Here is a 17689-nt window from a genome sequence, read left to right as displayed (position 1 = left end):
AGTGGGGAGGGCACTTAAGGAAAGATACAGTGAGAGGCAGGAACCAAACGTCCATGTTTGGTTTCGGTGTTTTAACTGAACGGGACTAAATTACCTAGTACAACTAACTAAAAGCGTACAGCTAACTTAAAGCGTAAGATTATCTTAAAGTGTACGACCTACTTCAAAGCCATCCCAGATAGCGGCCATGATCGTTCTCGCTTTTTGGCTGTCACCGATATTGAATACTTCATCAACGTCCAGTTGATTCGCCAGTTCTTCATGCAAGTGATCTTCAGCCTTGTAGCCAAGCGCTAGCACAACGTGGTCGGAAAGCATTTCAACACTGCTGTTTTCAATGTTTAGACAAACGCCCGTATCGGTGATTCGCTCTAATCGTGTTGAAGTAAGAACGTTCACTTGTTCTTTGGCTAGAAGCTCTTTCAACATCTGGTAGTTAGCAAAACACGTGCCGTGAGGGCCGCCAATGATATCGTCTGATGCTTCAACTAATGTGACTGCTTTGCCTTGTTGAGCCATCCATAGAGCCGCTTCTGCGCCAACTAAACCCGCGCCAATTACACAGACTTTGTCGCCTGTAATTAGTTCAGGGTTCATCAACATATTTTCGGCAACTAAAACGTGCGGCTTATCTTTTCCTTCCAACCAGTTAGGTTGAGTTGGGCGAGAGCCGGTAGCGAAAATAACACTGTCTGGCTTTTCGCTTTCAATCGATGCTTTGTCTGCCGCTGAATTGAGTTTTACGTCTACCTTGTGTCGAGTCATTTCACCGCTGAACCACGCAATCAAGGCTTTATCATCATGCTTGAATGGAGGTTGGCTTCCCGGGATGACATTGCCACCCAGTTGGCTGCCTTTTTCGAAAAGGACTACATCATGTCCGCGCTCAGAAGCAATTCTAGCGGCTTCCATTCCCGCAACACCACCACCGACAACGACGACCTTTTTGGTTTTGTGCGTTGGTAGTAATCTGAACTCTTCTTCTCGTCCACAGCTTGGGTTAACCGCGCAAGATAGGTTACCCACTTCAGCCATACGACCTAGGCAACCAAGGTGACAAGATAAGCAAGGACGAACTTCTTCAAAACGACCTCTTCGGATCTTATTCACCGTGTCTGGATCGGCGAGCAGGGGTCTACCCAGTGACACGCCATCACAAATGCCATTTTGAACAGCATGCGAAGCGAGGTCTGGGTTCTCCATACGGCCAGCCATTAATACGGGAATATCGACCACTTCTGAAACGGCTTTGCAGTAGGGTTTGTACATGCCCGGTTGGAAGTAGTTTGGCGGGTGATTCCAGTACCATGAATCATAGGTGCCGGCATCAACGTTCAAGGCATCGAACCCTGCACTTTGCAGGTATTCAGCCGCTTTGAGGCCTTCTTCCATATCGCGACCCACTTCTTCAGCGCGTTCGCCCGGAAGGATACCTTGGCCGAAACCTTTCATGTTGCCTTTTACGGAGTAGCGCAGTGATACTGGGAAGTCTTTGCCACAAACAGCTTTGATACCTTCAACAATCTCTACCGCAAAGCGATAACGATTTTCGAAGCTGCCACCGTATTGGTCTGTACGTTGGTTGAAAAATTCCATTGTGAATTGGTCAAGCAAGTAGCCTTCATGAACCGCGTGTATTTCTACACCATCAAAACCTGATTTTTGAGCAATAGCAGCCGACTCAACAAACTTAGAGATGAAGTATTTTACTTCTTCAGTGGTCAGTTCACGGTGTGTGATTGAAGGGTCGAAGCGGTTCGGCGCTTCAGAAGGCGCAATGGATTTGTCTTCAGGAGTGAAGCCCGGAATGCAAGAGCGTCCCCAACCAGCGGTAAGCTGTGCGAATATTTTAGTACCGTAGGTATGAACACGTTCGGTCATCTCTTTTGCGCTGCGTATATAAGCGGTTGGATGGTTGGTTGGGCATGGAAGGGAAGGCATAGGGAACTGTTCAAGTTCATTTTCTACCATTTGCACACCGGTAATGATCAGGCCAACACCACCACGTGCACGAGCAACGTAATACTCAACGCCACGGCTGTTATACGCACCATCGCCATCGACACAACCTAAGGTACCCATCGGGGCCATAGAGTAACGATTCTTTAGCTCTAAAGAGCCGATCTTCATCGGTTCAAAAAGCACGTTATGCTCTTGTTTTAACATAATCTAATCTCCAATAATTGAATGCATTGGGTGTTAACCAAGCAAGTACTGGTGATATTAAAACAAGGGACGAACGTGCTAACTTTGCATTTTAGGACAAAAGTTTTGCCGAATATGCCATCGAAAGTAACGTTGATTTAGATCAGTCTTTACCTAGGTGATATTCTGACTTCGCCTTAATTTTATTGGACTTAGCCCTGTCCATCTCTTAAAAGCACGTGAGAAAGTGCTCAAGTCAGCAAAGCCGAGTTGGTAGGCAATCTCGGTCATGTTGATGTGTTGGTCTTCTAACAAGTGCAGTGCTTTTTCTAGCTTGTATTTTTCGACTACGCCTCGATAGTTTGTGTTGAGTTCAGCAAGCCTTCTATTCAACGTTCGGATGTTCATGTTGAGCGACTGAGCAAGGCTCTCACCCGAAACATTCTCCAAGTTATTCGCTTGATTGAGCGAATTGTAGATCTGGAGAATTAGGTCGCCTTTCTTTAGGGACTCTGCGTCTTTTCTCAGTAGGTTCAGTGCCGAAAAATAGATCCCTTCATCGTAATTATCTAAAGGTTTATGAAGATGCTTTTTGTCGATAGCGATCTTTCTTATAGGGTGTCCGGCGGTAATTTTTGTTCCCGTTAACTGCTCGAGTTGTTCGGTGCGCTCTGGAGAGAATTTGTGCTCAATCAGTTTGACGCTCACTTCGATGTCTTCGCTGAGGATCACATGCTTGATGATGTAAATGAGTGTGGCGATCAGCATTGTTACGCCAAGGTAGGTGACGTGGCTTTCTTGGCTAAAAGGTTCGCTGTTGAGTACCCATAACTCGGCGCTACCTTGCTTATTTTCTCGATATTGAAGCCGGATAGGTGACGCAATAATGAACGAGAATTCAGCCGCAGTTTTTAGCATCGCCTCGAGGTTTGGAGCGGTCCATAGTGCTAAGGAGTAACTACCAAAGGTTAAGGGAGTAACGTGCTTCGCGGCTCTTACGGGGATCAGCTCATCATCGGTATATTCACACAGTTTTACTAACTCTTCACGAAGGTCGTGGAAATGCAATCGGCCATCTGAATTCTTACGCTTTGGCGGAAACAATTGGCTTTCCACTTGATGCTCTTTTGCTGTTAAAGCGAGCAAGGCTTGCCAGCCTGCGTGAACCGAAAGGGAGTTATGAAAGCGTTGTTCCAATGCCATTTTATGACCTTATAAATCGGAGATGTGATCAAAAACACAAAGTGATTAATTGTCCAGAATAGTGAATTTCTTGTCCTGAATTGCAAAGTTAAAGCCTAGGGAAATTGTATTCTGAATGCCGTGAAAAGGATATTTACCTGTACCCTACGTTCATGCATAACATACAAGTTTTGGTTTTAATGGAAAAGTAATATTCAAAATTTAGCCTGTTATGCAAAGTATAATGAGAACTACATAATGAATAATTGGCAAGAGATCCATAGCGAAAAACTACTCTCGTTAGAGTCTGCGGTAGGCAAACTCGCATCAGGTGACAAAATCTGGGCAGGTGGCTTACTGTCCATTCCAGTTGTTTTTCTAAAGGAGTTGGATAAACACCTCGACCTATTCAGTGATTGTGAAATCTACACAGGTTTGATGACGACTCCCTTCGAATTTTTGAAGCCTCAATATAGAGATAACTTCAAGCATATCAGTCTCTTCATGGGGCCAATTGAAAGAAAGCTGCAAAGCACAGGCAACGTAGAAGTGACGAACTTTCATTTCTCTAATTTCGAAAATATTTTTGAAAAACTGCAGCCGAATACGGTTGTCGTTGAAGTGACACCACCGAATGCAGACGGTTTTGTGAGCTTAGGCGCGTGTGGCGGCGTAGCAACGAAGGTGGCGCTGAAACATGCTTCTAAAGTAATTTTTGTTGTTAATGAACAGCAACCTTTTATCGGCAATGAAGACAATATCGTGCATGTTGATTGTGCGGACGCATTAGTCGAAGGCCATCATAGTATCGCGTCACCTAAAGCTGGCCAGCCTTCAGAGCTAGAGACCGAAATTGCAAAACACGTTAGCCCATACATTAAGGATGGAATGACGGTACAAATTGGTATTGGAACCATCTCAAATGCGATGGGTATGGCGCTTCGAGACCGTAAAGATCTAGGTGTTCATACAGAGATGTTTACGGAATCTCTCATGGAGATGTGTAAAGCCGGTGCGGTGTCTGGCACTAAAAAGAATCACATGCCAAACAAGATCGTCGCGGCATTCGCGGCGGGTCCTCAAGAAGTGATGGACTTTCTGCACAACAACCCAGACATCGAGATGGGCTCAATGAGCGAAGTCGTTGACCCGTATGAAGTCGCTAAGAACGATAATTTTGTCTCCATTAATACGTGTTTGATGATCGACCTTGTGGGTCAAGTTGCATCTGAAGGCGCGGGTTTTAGCCAGATTTCAGGATCGGGTGGTCAGTTAGATTTTGTACGAGCAGCGAACATGGCGAAAAACGGCGTCAGCATCTTAGCCTTGGCAGCAACGCGTGAAGGCAAAGATGGCTTAGAGTCGAATATTCGTTTGTCATTGCCAGTGGGCACGCCGATTACCACACCTCGTAACGATGTACATATCGTGGCGACGGAATACGGCTCAGTAAACCTGCGTGGTATGACGGTCTCTGAACGCGTTCATGCGTTAGCGAACATCGCACACCCAGACTTTCGTGAGTCGTTACTGGCTGAAGCAAAACAACATGGCTTAGTGAAGTAGGAGATAATTATGTTTACAGGACAATTTTTCAAACTCGCATTTATCGAAGATTCTAACCGTATTGTTGAATTAGTTTTCAACTCAGAATCTGATTCAGTAAACACACTCACTAAGTCGGCATTAATTGAACTTGAAAGCTGTGTCGAGCAACTTGAAAACAGTGATGCTGCCGGTCTGATCATCCGTTCAGGCAAAGCGTTATTTAGCGCGGGTGCGGATGTAAAAGCCTTTCGCTCTCTGTTTAGTGACGGTGATGCGGCCATTACCGATTACTTATCATGGGCGCACTCCATTTATAACCGAATCGAAGATCTTAACCTTCCTAAAGTCGCGATCGTTAATGGTGTCGCGGCTGGTGGTGGAGTCGAGCTTTCACTGCTTGCGGATTATCGTATTGCGACGACTGATCTAAAAATGAGCCTGCCTGAAGTTAAGCTTGGCATTATGCCAGCATGGGGTGGGGTGACTCGATTACCGCGCATCACAGGTGTGGATACGGCTCTGCAATGGCTAACAACGGGTAAAACTTTTAAGGCGCAGCAAGCGTTAGAACATCACGTTGTTGACGGTGTGATCGATGCGAGTAAGACAAACCCAATCGAAAGCGCGTTAACCATGCTTGAGTCGTGCATCTCTGGTGACTTTGATTGGCAGCAGCGTTATGCAGAAAAACAAGCGCCACTGACTCTGAATGACGCGGAACTGGCGATGTCGATTAATGTGGCTAAAGGCATGGTCGCGAAAGCAGCTGGTCCGCATTATCCGGCACCGGGCGTTATTCTGAACACGATTTCTAAAAGCGCTCGTTGTTCTCGCGATGAAGCCTTAAAGCTAGAGCAAGCGGGAATCATCAAATGTGTCGCAAGTGGTGTAGCAGACGCTTTGGTGAATGTTTTCCTGAGCGACATGGCAGTAAAAGCGACAGCAAAGAAACACGCTAAAGGCGGCAAGAAAACCGAAGAAGTGGGTGTGGTCGGCGCGGGTATTATGGGCGGTGGTATCGCTTATGTTACCGCGGATAAAAAGCTGGATGTGGTACTCAAAGACATCAACAAACAGGGCTTAGCGTTAGGGCTAAATGAAGCCAATCAACTGCTTTCAAAGCAAGTGACTCGCGGTCGTAAGAGCCCAGAGGCGATGGGTGAAGTGCTCAATCGTATCGTGCCGACTTTGCACAATGCAGCGTTAGACAGCTGTGATTTGGTGATAGAAGCGGTCGTTGAGAATCCAATCGTAAAAGAAAAGGTGCTAGCTGAGCTTGAACAGGTTGCGCCAAATGCAATGATTGCCTCCAATACCTCTACTTTGATGATCAGTGGCTTAGCGCACTCATTAAAGAACCCAGAGAACTTCTGTGGCATTCACTTCTTTAACCCGGTGCATCGCATGCCGTTGGTTGAAGTGATTAAAGGTGAACAAACATCACCAGAAACCATTGCAACCGCAGTCAACTACGTTCTGGCACTTGGCAAGACGCCTATCGTGGTGAACGACTGTGCTGGCTTCTTGGTTAATCGCTGTTTAACGCCTTACTTCTTGGCGTTCAACCAACTGTTGGTTGCGGGCGGTGATATTGCTCAAATCGACAAAGTGATGAGCAAAGGGTTTGGTTGGCCAATGGGGCCAGCGCATCTGCTTGATGTGATTGGACTCGATACCGCAGACCACTGCATTGATGTGATGAGCGAAGCGTTCCCAACGCGTTTAGCCAAGCCTGAAGCGAATCTGATTGCGGAATCTGTGGCGAAAGGACGTTTAGGACAAAAAACAAAAGAGGGTTTCTATCTGTATAAAGCGGATCGCAAAGGTCGCTTGCTGCCAGAAAGCCACTTGGAAACCACTGCGCTTATTGAACGCCTTTGTGATGCACCAATCTCAATGGAGCCTCAAGACATCACAATGCGAATGATGTTACCGATGATGTATGAAGCGATTCGCTGTTTAGATGACGGCATTATTTCTTCAGCTGCTGAGGGTGATATTGCGTTTATCTACGGCACTGGATTCCCGGCATTCCGTGGCGGAATCTTCTACTACATGGATAGCATGGGTCTAGATAAGTTGTTAGAGATTGCCCAACAATATGAAGACTTAGGTTCTTTATATGCTATCCCTCAAGGTCTTCGTGACCGTGTTGAACTGAACCGTAATTTTTACGCGTAACTTGGAGCAAGAAATATGAAAAACGTAGTGATTGTAGATGCGATTCGAACTCCAATGGGGCGTTCAAAAAATGGTGTATTTCGACATGTTCGAGCCGATGATCTTTCGTCTCATTTAATGAGTGCCATGCTAAAGCGTCAGCCAAAGGTTGAATCCACTCTGATTGATGATGTGATCTGGGGTTGTGTGCAGCAAACAGAAGAGCAGGGCGTTAACCTTGCAAAGGTCGCAGCACTGCAAGCTGGGCTATCTGAAGAAGTACCAGCAACAACGGTGAACCGTTTGTGTGGATCGTCGATGGATGCTTTGCACATGGCAACGCGTTCGATAAAAGCGGGTGATGCCGATGTTGTCCTCGTTGGTGGTGTTGAGCATATGGGTCATATCCCGATGACAAAAGGCATCAACCTAAACCCATACAACCGCAATATGGCACAAGCTTCTGCGATGATGGGGTTAACGGCGGAAGCACTTGGTCAACTTTATAACGTGTCTCGTGAAGAGCAAGATGAATTGGGCGCTCGTTCACACCGACTCGCGCACGAAGCGACACTTGAAGGTCGCTTTGATAACGAGATTGCCCCAACCATGGGCCATGACGAAAACGGTGCGCCAACCTTGGTTAAGCACGATGAGGTGATTCGTCCTGAAACCACCGCTGAATCTTTGTCTAAGCTTCGCCCTGCGTTTGACCCGCGAGGAACCGTAACGGCAGGTACGTCTTCAGCCTTGTCTGATGGCGCATCTTGTTTGCTGGTGATGAGTGAAGATAAAGCTATCGAGCTTGGCATCAAACCGAGAGCTAGGGTTATCTCGTCTGCCTCTGCGGGAGTGCCAGCGGCGCTTATGGGTTATGGACCCGTACCGGCAACCCAAAAAGCGTTAGCGAAGACTGACCTAACGATCGCCGATATCGATTTTGCTGAAGTGAATGAAGCCTTTGCAGCGCAAGCAATCCCGTGTTTAAAAGATTTAGGATTGTGGGAGCAGCGTGAAGACAAAGTGAACCTGCACGGTGGTGCGATTTCACTGGGTCATCCTTTAGGATGTTCGGGTGCTCGCATCGTCGGTAGCCTTATCAATATTATGGAACAGCGTGGTGGTCAATACGGGCTAGCAACTATGTGTATTGGTATGGGGCAAGGTATTGCGACGATTATCGAAAGAGTGGAGTGAGTCACTTAATGGTTCGAGATGAGCTCGTCATCTAGGTGACCAAGACAATAAATTAGGGTAACGATTCAAGCCTTCAACCTGTGTTGAAGGCTTTTTTAGTGAGTTGCACTTTTTGCTTATCCAGAACTATCATTGAAGGACACACATGCCTTAAGTTCAAATAATCGACAAACCATGGTTATGAATGAATGTTTTTTCAACGGTCAGGCAAATATCGGCACAATGGCATTGACCTTACCCTAAGGGTAACGTTTATAGTTGCGGTGTAAATTCAAAGGTAAGCTATGACAAACACATTCCGAAAAACTTGGATTATTGTTTTCAGCATCATTGCGATGTTGATGTCTAGCTTTGCCTCAAGCTCTTCAGCCATGATGGCTAATATCATGGCAACGCAGATGATGTCGAATAAGTCTATCTGCCAGCACAACGATTCGCCGAGCGATCCTGATGCCGCAAATCAATTTGCTGCCGGTTGCCATGTGACCGTTACCGATTCAGACATGAGCGATCATGTTCATGGTGATCACTCTGTCCATGATGACCACGCTATTTATGTTGAGCTGTCTGCTGATGACAAGATGGCTTCGCATCAAGAATCAATGGATGCTCACGGTGAGCATGTGATGGGCAACAACTGTTGTGGCGGTTCGGATTCTGCTCATATCTGTTGCTATTCTGTTTGTTCTACAGCATCACACACAATTCAGGCGCTTCAAGCCAACTACCAAATTTCCTCTTCATTCGCACCTCATTACTCTGTGACTATCGGTCAAAAAGTGACTCGTGCACAATCTTTGCTACGCCCACCTTCCGCATAAATCTATATCTAAAAATACTGCTATATCAGTTAGATAAATCTGATAAGCCATTCTTTTTTATGCGCTAATTAGCGCTAGATATGGACATTCATTGTGAATATGAAACCAACAACCTCTGTGTTTGTCATGAACACGAGCTTAGTGGTTGCTGCTACCTTGCCTATGGCCTTGTTTTCAAGTGCTACGCTCGCAGCTACCACGGCGTCAGCTTCAAATGCTCAACACATTTCAGCACATGACCAAGCAAGCTCGACGCAGCAACTCAATACACTGATTGAGATTGCGTTAAGCGAAGATGGAAATCGCAAACAGTACTTTGCTCAGTCTCAAGCGATGCGAGAAACGGGCATTGCCAGCTCGACCTTAATGGATCCTAAATTAAAAGTTGGATTTGGCGGTTTGCCTGTCGATAGCTTTCAATTCGACGAAGACCCGATGACCAATATATCGGTAGGGCTGATGCAGCAGTTTGAGCGTGGCGATACGCTTAACCTTCAACAGAAAAAGGCAGGCCAGCAGGCTGATGCTTTAGCTTTGCAGGTGCAAGCAAGAGAATTGACGGTTGCGAATAGCATGACGCAGCTTTGGCTTGAGTTAGGTTATCAGCAAAAGGCTGAGTCGGTGATTCGTCAAAATCGTCGCTTGTTGGTTGAGCTTGAAAACTATGTACAAACCAATTACTCAATTGGTAAAAGTGAAGCGCAAGATCTGCTTAATGCTCAGCTTCAAGTGAGCAAGCTTGATGAGAAACTTCAGGCAAACCAGCAGGTTCAGCGCCGCTTAATCTCTCAGCTTTCTGAATGGTTGGGTTCTGATTGGCTAGGCTCTCAGGTTCTTGATTCTCAGGGCACACTGAATGCAACTAACCAAATCGATTGGTCGTTGTTGGAAAGCAAATTAGCGACCAATATCGATTCAACCAAGCACTACCAGCTACTGACTGACCATCCTTTGGTTAAGATCTCCGATGTCAGTATTTCCTCCAATCAAACTCAGGTTGAGTTAGCCGAGCAAGCTTATACCCCGCAGTTTGGGGTGGAAGTGATGTATGCACACCGTCAAGCCAATAACATGGCAGGTGAACCTGCTTCTGATCTGGTGAGTGCCTATCTGACTGTCGACATCCCCCTGTTTACGGGGAATCGACAAGATAAGAACTTATCGGCTGCTCAGTATCAAGTTGGTGCGGCTAAATCTCAAAAAGACACCTTACTTTCCCAAATGAACGCGCAAGTGAATGCATTGCTGGTGGACAGATCAAATCTGATCCAGCGATTAGATCGCTATCAAACGTCCTTGCTTCCTCAAACCGCAGCACGAATCAGCGCGGTTGAGAGGGGCTATCAAAACAACACCGCCCAGTTTAACGATGTCATTTCAGCAACGACCGATGAGCTGGCGCTTCAGTTAGAGCAACAACGTTTGATCACCGATCTCAACATCGTTAATAGCAAACTGGCGGCGTTAGTCAGTGGCTTTGAATACCAAGTAAACCAACCACAACTTGCAACCACAGAGAATCAGTAAGGGATACATAATGAGTTCAGTAAAAGTAGCAACAATCGCTTTATTGGTCGGTGGTGCATTGGGTTTTGGTGTGAACCATTTTCTAATTAATCCAGCACACGACATGTCAGCAATGACAACGAGTACAGAAGCCAGCGATGAGCCTCTGTATTGGGTAGCTCCGATGGATCCAAATTATCAGCGTGATAAGCCGGGCCAGTCGCCAATGGGGATGGATCTTATCCCTGTGTATGCAGACGATGTGAACGGCGGAGCCAAAGATAAGCCCGGAACCGTGTTTATTGATTCTTCTGTGGAAAATAACCTTGGCGTGAAAACCGCACAAGTCACACGAGAACCGCTGTCACCGCGCATTGAAACGGTTGGCTACGTGGCATTTGATGAAAGTGCGCTATGGCAAACCAACGTCCGTGTTTCTGGTTGGGTGGAAAAACTCTCCATCAACGCAGTGGGTGAGAAGGTAAACAAAGGTGATGTGCTTTTCACACTCTATTCTCCAGAGCTTGTTAAAGCACAAGAAGAGTTGATCAGTGCTTATAAAACGGGTCGTAAAGGTTTGATCAAGGGCTCGACTGAACGCTTGATTACCTTGGGTGTTGATAAGACGCAAATCCGCGCTATTACGCGCCAAGGTAAAGCCTCGCAAACCATTGAAGTCAAAGCGCCAGCCGATGGTGTCATCGCAAGCCTGAATATCCGAGAAGGTGGTTACCTTTCACCTGCACAAGCGGTGATCAGTGCAGGCCCATTAGGTGAAGTATGGGTTGATGCTGAGGTGTTTGAGCGTCAAGCGCACTGGATCTCATCAGGCAGCAATGCGGTGATGACGCTAGATGCCATTCCCGGCAAAGAGTGGTTGGGTAATGTCGATTACGTTTACCCAATCCTTGACCCAAAAACTCGAACCTTGCGCGTTCGTTTGAAGTTCTCCAATCCAAATGGCGAGCTTAAGCCAAATATGTTCGCCAATATTGCGCTGAAACCCATCAGCGATGAAGCCGTTCTTACTATCCCAAGATCTTCGGTGATTCATTCCGGTGGCATGACTCGAGTGGTGATGTCAGAAGGTTCTGGCAAGTATCGCTCTGCTCGTATAGAGGTTGGTCGTGAAGCTGGCGAAAAAATAGAGGTGCTTCAAGGGCTAGAGCAAGGTGAGAACATTGTCACTTCTGCGCACTTCATGTTGGATTCTGAATCGAGCCAATCTGCTGATCTGTCACGCATCAATGGTGTTGAAGAAGAAGCTGAAACTGTATGGGCAAACGGCGAAATTTCCGATGTTATGCAAGGCAGTCGCATGGTGACGATCAACCATCAGCCAGTTCCTGAATGGGATTGGCCGGGCATGGTGATGAATTTCACCTTTGCGGAAGGCTTGGACATGAGTGACGTTCAACGTGGTAAGGCAATTGACTTTGAGATGCGAAAGACAGAGTCAGGGCAGTACGAGGTTGTTGATTACAAGGTCAACAAACACAAGATGGCTGGCGAAGTTTGGGTGACGGGTGACATCACCATGTTGATGGCAGATTTTGGCATGATCACCGTAAAACATCAGCCTGTCCCTGAGTGGAATTGGAAAGCGGGTGAAATGAATTTCCAAGCCAGTGATGACCTTGATTTATCTGAGTTTGCCGAGGGTCAAACCATTCGGTTTCTAGTGGCGAAGCAGGGTTCTGATTATGTGCTCAAATCTCTCGAACCGACGAATAGCACGGGTGAGGGCGAACTATGATCAATGCAATCATTCGCTGGTCTATTAGCAACCGCTTCTTAGTGCTGGTTGCCACTGTAGCCATCGTATTTGGCGGCTTATACAGCGTTAAAAATACACCGGTCGATGCCATTCCAGATTTATCAGATGTTCAGGTAATTATCAAAACCAGTTATCCGGGACAAGCGCCACAAGTGGTTGAGGATCAGGTGACTTATCCATTGACCACCGCCATGTTAGCTGTACCGGGTGCTGAAACGGTTCGTGGCTACTCGTTCTTTGGTGATTCCTATGTCTATATCATCTTCAATGACGATACTGATATGTACTGGGCACGTTCACGAGTGTTGGAGTACTTAAGCCAAGTTGCACCTAACTTGCCTTCGAGTGCTAAGCCAACACTAGGACCTGATGCAACCGGTGTGGGCTGGGTTTACAGCTACGTGTTGCAAGATAAAACCGGTCAGCACGACTTAGCGGAACTTCGTAGTTTGCAAGATTGGTTCTTGAAGTATGAATTGCAAACCGTAGAAGGCGTGTCTGAAGTGGCGACCGTTGGCGGCATGGTGAAGCAGTATCAAGTACAGATTGATCCTGCCAAGTTACGTGCATATGACCTAACGCTTCAGCAAGTCAACAAGGCAATCCAAGATGGTAACCAAGAAACCGGTGCGTCTGTTGTCGAAATTGCGGAAGCCGAACATATGGTTCGTACCACCGGTTACCTGACAAGCATCGAAGACATTCAATCTCTGCCGCTAAAAGTGACCGACAAGGGTACTCCTTTGTTATTGGGCGACATTGCCGATATTAACCTTGGACCGCAAATGCGTCGTGGTATCTCGGAATTCAATGGTGAGGGGGAAGCGGTTGGCGGCGTTATCGTGATGCGCTTTGGTGAAAATGCCAGTGAAGTGATCGACTCAGTGAAATCCAAACTCGCTGAGTTGCAAGCCGGCTTACCTGATGGTGTCGAGATTGTCGCGACTTATGACCGCTCTACTTTGATAGATTCAGCCGTTGAAAACCTTTGGAAGAAGCTGGCTGAAGAGTTCATCGTGGTCGCCGTAGTGTGTGCGCTGTTCTTGTTCCATATCCGATCATCACTGGTTATCGCGCTAAGTCTGCCTGTTGGTATCTTAGGCGCATTCATTGTGATGCATTGGCAGGGTATTAACGCCAACATCATGTCTCTTGGCGGGATCGCGATTGCGATTGGCGCCATGGTGGATGGTGCCATCGTGATGATCGAGAATGTTCATAAACACATTGAACGGACTCCGCTCACTGATAAAAACCGTTGGCAAGTGATTGGTAAGGCAGCAGAAGAAGTCGGCGCACCGCTGTTCTTCTCTCTGATTATCATTACCTTGAGTTTTGTGCCTGTGTTCGCGCTAGAAGGGCAAGAGGGCAAGATGTTCTCGCCACTTGCGTTTACCAAGACGTATGCGATGGCCGCAGCCGCTGGTTTGGCTATCACGCTTGTACCTGTGCTAATGGGTTACTTCATTCGCGGCAACGTGCTACCTGAACACAAAAACCCAGTCAACCGCAGCCTAGTGGCGATGTACAAGCCGCTTCTGAACCTCAGCCTAAAATATCCAAAGGTGATGATTGTTATCGCACTTGGCTTAATGGCGTCTGCTTATTACCCAACCAGTAAACTTGGCAGCGAGTTCATCCCTCCTTTGGACGAAGGGGATTTGATGTACATGCCAACCACGTATCCGGGCATCTCAATAGGTAAAGCTCGTGAGTTGTTGCAACAAACCAACAAACTCATCAAAACCATTCCAGAAGTCGAAACTACATGGGGCAAAATTGGTCGAGCAGAGACAGCAACCGATCCTGCACCGTTAACCATGATTGAAACCGTGATTCAGCTTAAACCGCGAGATGAGTGGCGTGACGGTGTCACCACTGAGTCTCTGCGTAAAGAGTTTGATGATCTGATTCAATTCCCAGGTTTAACCAATGCGTGGGTTATGCCAATTAAAACTCGTATCGATATGTTAGCGACCGGTATCAAAACTCCAATCGGTATCAAAATCGCTGGCCCAGAGCTGAGCGTGATTGAAGATATTGGTTCGCAACTTGAACCCATTCTCAACAGCGTGAGCGGTACGGCTTCTGTCTACGCCGAGCGTGTTGCGGGCGGTCGTTACGTGACGATAGACATTAAACGCCGCTCTGCTGCGCGATATGGCTTGAGCATTAAAGAAGTGCAACAGGTTATCTCGACTGCGGTTGGTGGCATGAACGTGGGTGAAACCGTTGAGGGGCTAGAGCGTTACCCAATCAATGTCCGTTACCCACAAAGCTATCGTGATTCTGTAGTTAAGCTGCAGAACCTGCCGTTAGTGACACCAAATGGAGCGCGAATTGCTTTGTCTGATGTTGCAGACATTCGCTATGAAGATGGACCACCAATGATTAAGACGGAGAACGCGCGTCCTAATGGTTGGGTGTTTGTTGATATCGAAGGTCGCGACCTTGGTTCTTATGTGGCAGAGGCGCAAAAAGTCGTTACCGATCAAATCGTCTTACCTGCGGGTTATTCACTGGCGTGGTCTGGTCAATACGAATACATGGAGCGTGCGAAAGAGCGTTTGAGTGTCGTAGTGCCAATCACCATCGCCATCATCATGTTGTTGCTCTACCTCAGCTTCCGCCGCGTCGGTGAGGTGATGATGATCATGCTGACATTGCCACTCGCAATGGTTGGTGGCCTATGGCTGATGCATGTCCTCAATTACAACTTCTCCATTGCGGTGGGGGTGGGCTTTATCGCCCTTGCCGGGGTTGCTGTTGAGATAGGTGTAATCATGTTGGTCTACCTAAACCAAGCATGGCACTACAAGAAATTGGATGCGGAGCAGAACCAGCAAGCACTTCAGAGTGAAGACTTAACGGATGCGATTCGTGAGGGCGCAGGACTGCGTGTTCGCCCAGTGATGATGACGGTACTTACGGTGATCATTGGCCTCATTCCAATTATGTATGGCGAGGGAACGGGTTCTGAAGTGATGCAGCGAATTGCCGCGCCGATGATAGGCGGAATGGCGTCGGCACTGTTGCTTACCCTACTGGTTTTGCCTGCAATCTTTAAGCTCTGGAAACAGCGTGAGATTACGCATAGCCAAAACGAGACAAACAAATAACGTATTGATTATTAGCCCTTACTGACCAAAACAGAGTGGGTAAGGGAGTACCACATGAACATGTGAAACTAACAAATAAATAACTGAATTTATCTAAGGAACTATCATGAAAAAGACACTTATTGCGATTGCACTGACGTTAACTACCGCAACGGCTTTTGCTGAAATGGACCACAGCATGATGAAGGATGGAAAGATGGACCATTCGATGATGAATATGGAAGGCATGTCTGAAGTGGGTATGCCTGCGACAGGCGCAAAGCCGGATAAAGTGGTTCATGTTCTGTTAAGTGACGATATGAAAATCACATTTAAGAACAAGGTTGATATTGAGCCGAACGACGTGGTGCAGTTTGTTGTGATGAACACAGGCAAGATTGATCACGAATTCTCGATTGGTTCTGCTTCAGAGCAGTTAGAGCACCGTGAAATGATGAAAAACATGGGTAATCACGCTCATGACTCGGGCAGCACAGTTACAGTTAAGCCGGGCAAAGCGAAACAGATGCTTTGGCATTTCCATGGTGATAATAACGTAGAGTTCGCGTGCAATATTCCTGGTCACGCTGAAGCGGGTATGGTGAAGTCGTTAACGCTATAAGGTGATACACAAGCCATATCTAGTTCAAAGGGATGAGTGCTAGGTATGGCTACCTTGTTTTAGTGCTATTTAGGTATTAGCTTTAAAAGACTATAGGAATAGGAGCTTAAGGATGAATAAGACAGTTCTAGTACTTGCAGTAACGGGTGCTTTAATAACGTGGTCGACCCACAGCATTGCTGCTAAACCTGAGTGGGCTGGTAAAGGTAAGCCCGATTTAGAAGAAGTGAAAACGCTCGCTGAGGCTAAAAAAGTTGAAGGCGAAATTGATGATCGTGAGAAGCAGCTTGATTCAATGATCGAAGAGAAAAATAAGAAAGCGAAAAAAAGTAAGAACAAAAAAGATAAGCAGAAACTAGATAAAGAACTCGACGATTTGGAAGACGAGAAAGAAGCCCTCGAAGAGAGTAAAGAGAAGCTCAAAGATAAGAAAGAAAAGCTTGAAGATGGTATGGATAATGACGAAGAAAAGTCGGGATTAGAAAAGCAGAAAGACAAGAAAGCGGAACAAGAGCGTACAGAAGAAGGAAAAGGGTCAGAGAAAGGCCAACAGCAGCGTGAAGAAAACAGCAAAAAGTGGTGGAACTTCTGGGAGTAATACGAGGGCGTTACATCACCAACTCATTTCAACCTATCAGCACAGCTTTGTGTGGCAGCTAAGTCATTGGTTAAACATTGTGACCAGTTAAAGATAAGTCTCAACCTGTTCAGGAATACATGAACTAACTTGTATTGGCTGAGGCTTATCTGTAGTTAGAATCACTGTAGTAAGATAGAAGTTTCAAGCAGGTGGTGTGCCTCGCCGCTTAGGTGCGGTAGCTCTGACATGATCTTTTTAAACTTGTCGTCGATTGATTCTGCTTCATTCAGCGATCGAAAAGCCAGTACAGCCTGTTCAGGCTCGCTGTTCACATAACCTTTCAATGTATCTAGCTGAATTTTGTTCGCATTTTCTACTTTTGACAGTGCGACATTAATTGCATCGATATTAATTGTTAACTCATTGCTTTTAAACATTTTTTATTATTTATGGGTTGTTGCTAATGCGCGCACATTACCACAACTGTTTTTCCAGATATTGACCAAGATTATTAAATTGGAACAATTTTGAAAATCATTAAAAGCTGAACTGCATGTGTGATTTGGATAGGTGTCAGAAATACGAAGCGATTTAAGGAGTTAATAGCTTTGGTTGGTCACTTAGCGTTGATTGGTCAATCTAAACTTAAACAAAATAAGTTTAATCAGTATAGATTTAATGACTATGGATTTAACTAACGGAGAAAGGTTTTGAATAGTGTGTCGCTGGAACAAAGTACATCATGGATCTTAAGGAGAAGTTGGAGCGTGCAGCGGGAATCGAACCCGCATCATCAGCTTGGAAGGCTGAGGTAATAGCCATTATACGATGCACGCACACTGTCTTATGAGTAAGACTGAGGCGTTAAGAGACTTGGAGCGTGCAGCGGGAATCGAACCCGCATCATCAGCTTGGAAGGCTGAGGTAATAGCCATTATACGATGCACGCACATCGTCTTAACGAGTTTGATAATGCCACATCTAACTGAAAACGAAACCTTTTTCTTTCATTTTTATTCTAAGTGCTCGCATAACCACCACTCCGCTAGTTTT

The 17689-nt window shown here is 46.3% G+C and carries 12 protein-coding genes and 2 tRNA genes; 9 read left to right on the top strand and 5 right to left on the bottom strand.

The genetic code is table 11. The annotated features are described in order from the left end of the window. Window positions 1-144: 144 nt before the first annotated feature. Both MSG34_RS00600 and MSG34_RS00595 read right to left on the bottom strand, forming a co-directional pair. Window positions 145-2166, bottom strand: a complete 2022-nt coding sequence (locus MSG34_RS00600) for an FAD-dependent oxidoreductase (RefSeq protein ID WP_248335979.1) — start codon at window positions 2164-2166, stop codon at window positions 145-147. Between the two features lie 153 nt (window positions 2167-2319). Beyond that, entirely contained in the window at window positions 2320-3348 is a 1029-nt protein-coding gene (locus MSG34_RS00595) for an AraC family transcriptional regulator (protein ID WP_248335978.1), read from the bottom strand. Between the two features lie 237 nt (window positions 3349-3585). Here MSG34_RS00595 and MSG34_RS00590 point away from each other — a divergent pair, with 237 nt between their 5' ends. The 9 genes from MSG34_RS00590 (at window position 3586) to MSG34_RS00550 (ending at window position 16654) form a co-directional block, all read left to right on the top strand. Then, window positions 3586-4893, top strand: a complete 1308-nt coding sequence (locus MSG34_RS00590; protein ID WP_086968245.1) for an acetyl-CoA hydrolase/transferase C-terminal domain-containing protein — start codon at window positions 3586-3588, stop codon at window positions 4891-4893. A 9-nt stretch (window positions 4894-4902) separates the two neighbouring features. Then, window positions 4903-7056, top strand: a complete 2154-nt coding sequence (fadB, locus tag MSG34_RS00585; RefSeq protein WP_248335977.1) for a fatty acid oxidation complex subunit alpha FadB — start codon at window positions 4903-4905, stop codon at window positions 7054-7056. Between the two features lie 15 nt (window positions 7057-7071). Beyond that, window positions 7072-8232: an acetyl-CoA C-acyltransferase FadA gene (fadA, locus tag MSG34_RS00580; protein ID WP_248335976.1), complete on the top strand. Its 1161-nt coding sequence runs from the start codon at window positions 7072-7074 to the stop codon at window positions 8230-8232. Between the two features lie 284 nt (window positions 8233-8516). Further along, window positions 8517-9053, top strand: coding sequence for a hypothetical protein (locus tag MSG34_RS00575; RefSeq protein WP_248335975.1), 537 nt, complete (start codon window positions 8517-8519; stop codon window positions 9051-9053). Window positions 9054-9152: 99 nt separating this feature from the next. After that, window positions 9153-10580, top strand: coding sequence for a TolC family protein (locus tag MSG34_RS00570; RefSeq protein ID WP_050620637.1), 1428 nt, complete (start codon window positions 9153-9155; stop codon window positions 10578-10580). Between the two features lie 10 nt (window positions 10581-10590). Then, window positions 10591-12315: an efflux RND transporter periplasmic adaptor subunit gene (locus MSG34_RS00565; RefSeq protein WP_248335974.1), complete on the top strand. Its 1725-nt coding sequence runs from the start codon at window positions 10591-10593 to the stop codon at window positions 12313-12315. Further along, window positions 12312-15455, top strand: a complete 3144-nt coding sequence (locus MSG34_RS00560) for an efflux RND transporter permease subunit (RefSeq protein WP_248335973.1) — start codon at window positions 12312-12314, stop codon at window positions 15453-15455. The genes MSG34_RS00565 and MSG34_RS00560 overlap by 4 nt, the downstream gene beginning before the upstream one ends. Before the next feature lie 106 nt (window positions 15456-15561). Next, window positions 15562-16056: a cupredoxin family protein gene (locus MSG34_RS00555; RefSeq protein ID WP_248335972.1), complete on the top strand. Its 495-nt coding sequence runs from the start codon at window positions 15562-15564 to the stop codon at window positions 16054-16056. 112 nt (window positions 16057-16168) lie between these two features. Next, entirely contained in the window at window positions 16169-16654 is a 486-nt protein-coding gene (locus MSG34_RS00550) for a hypothetical protein (RefSeq protein WP_248335971.1), read from the top strand. 161 nt (window positions 16655-16815) lie between these two features. On the opposite strand, the gene MSG34_RS00545 is transcribed toward MSG34_RS00550, so the two are convergent. The 3 genes from MSG34_RS00545 to MSG34_RS00535 form a co-directional block, all read right to left on the bottom strand. Then, entirely contained in the window at window positions 16816-17073 is a 258-nt protein-coding gene (locus MSG34_RS00545) for a hypothetical protein (RefSeq protein ID WP_081230397.1), read from the bottom strand. Between the two features lie 324 nt (window positions 17074-17397). Then, a tRNA-Gly gene (locus MSG34_RS00540) sits at window positions 17398-17472 on the bottom strand. 38 nt (window positions 17473-17510) lie between these two features. After that, window positions 17511-17585 (bottom strand) — tRNA-Gly (locus MSG34_RS00535). Window positions 17586-17689 lie beyond the last annotated feature (104 nt).

The sequence above is a fragment of the Vibrio sp. 1CM2L genome, assembly GCF_023161695.1.
In the GTDB taxonomy this organism is placed as follows: Bacteria; Pseudomonadota; Gammaproteobacteria; order Enterobacterales; family Vibrionaceae; genus Vibrio; species Vibrio coralliirubri.
The sequence above is the reverse complement of the archived record's forward strand: the minus strand, read 5'-3'. Positions and strand labels throughout refer to the sequence as shown.

Coding starts and splice junctions, on each gene's coding strand:
- MSG34_RS00600 (WP_248335979.1), bottom strand. CDS start 2,166: ATGTTAAAACAAGAGCATAACGTGCTTTTTGAACCGATGAAGATCGGC.
- MSG34_RS00595 (WP_248335978.1), bottom strand. CDS start 3,348: ATGGCATTGGAACAACGCTTTCATAACTCCCTTTCGGTTCACGCAGGC.
- MSG34_RS00590 (WP_086968245.1), top strand. CDS start 3,586: ATGAATAATTGGCAAGAGATCCATAGCGAAAAACTACTCTCGTTAGAG.
- fadB (WP_248335977.1), top strand. CDS start 4,903: ATGTTTACAGGACAATTTTTCAAACTCGCATTTATCGAAGATTCTAAC.
- fadA (WP_248335976.1), top strand. CDS start 7,072: ATGAAAAACGTAGTGATTGTAGATGCGATTCGAACTCCAATGGGGCGT.
- MSG34_RS00575 (WP_248335975.1), top strand. CDS start 8,517: ATGACAAACACATTCCGAAAAACTTGGATTATTGTTTTCAGCATCATT.
- MSG34_RS00570 (WP_050620637.1), top strand. CDS start 9,153: ATGAAACCAACAACCTCTGTGTTTGTCATGAACACGAGCTTAGTGGTT.
- MSG34_RS00565 (WP_248335974.1), top strand. CDS start 10,591: ATGAGTTCAGTAAAAGTAGCAACAATCGCTTTATTGGTCGGTGGTGCA.
- MSG34_RS00560 (WP_248335973.1), top strand. CDS start 12,312: ATGATCAATGCAATCATTCGCTGGTCTATTAGCAACCGCTTCTTAGTG.
- MSG34_RS00555 (WP_248335972.1), top strand. CDS start 15,562: ATGAAAAAGACACTTATTGCGATTGCACTGACGTTAACTACCGCAACG.
- MSG34_RS00550 (WP_248335971.1), top strand. CDS start 16,169: ATGAATAAGACAGTTCTAGTACTTGCAGTAACGGGTGCTTTAATAACG.
- MSG34_RS00545 (WP_081230397.1), bottom strand. CDS start 17,073: ATGTTTAAAAGCAATGAGTTAACAATTAATATCGATGCAATTAATGTC.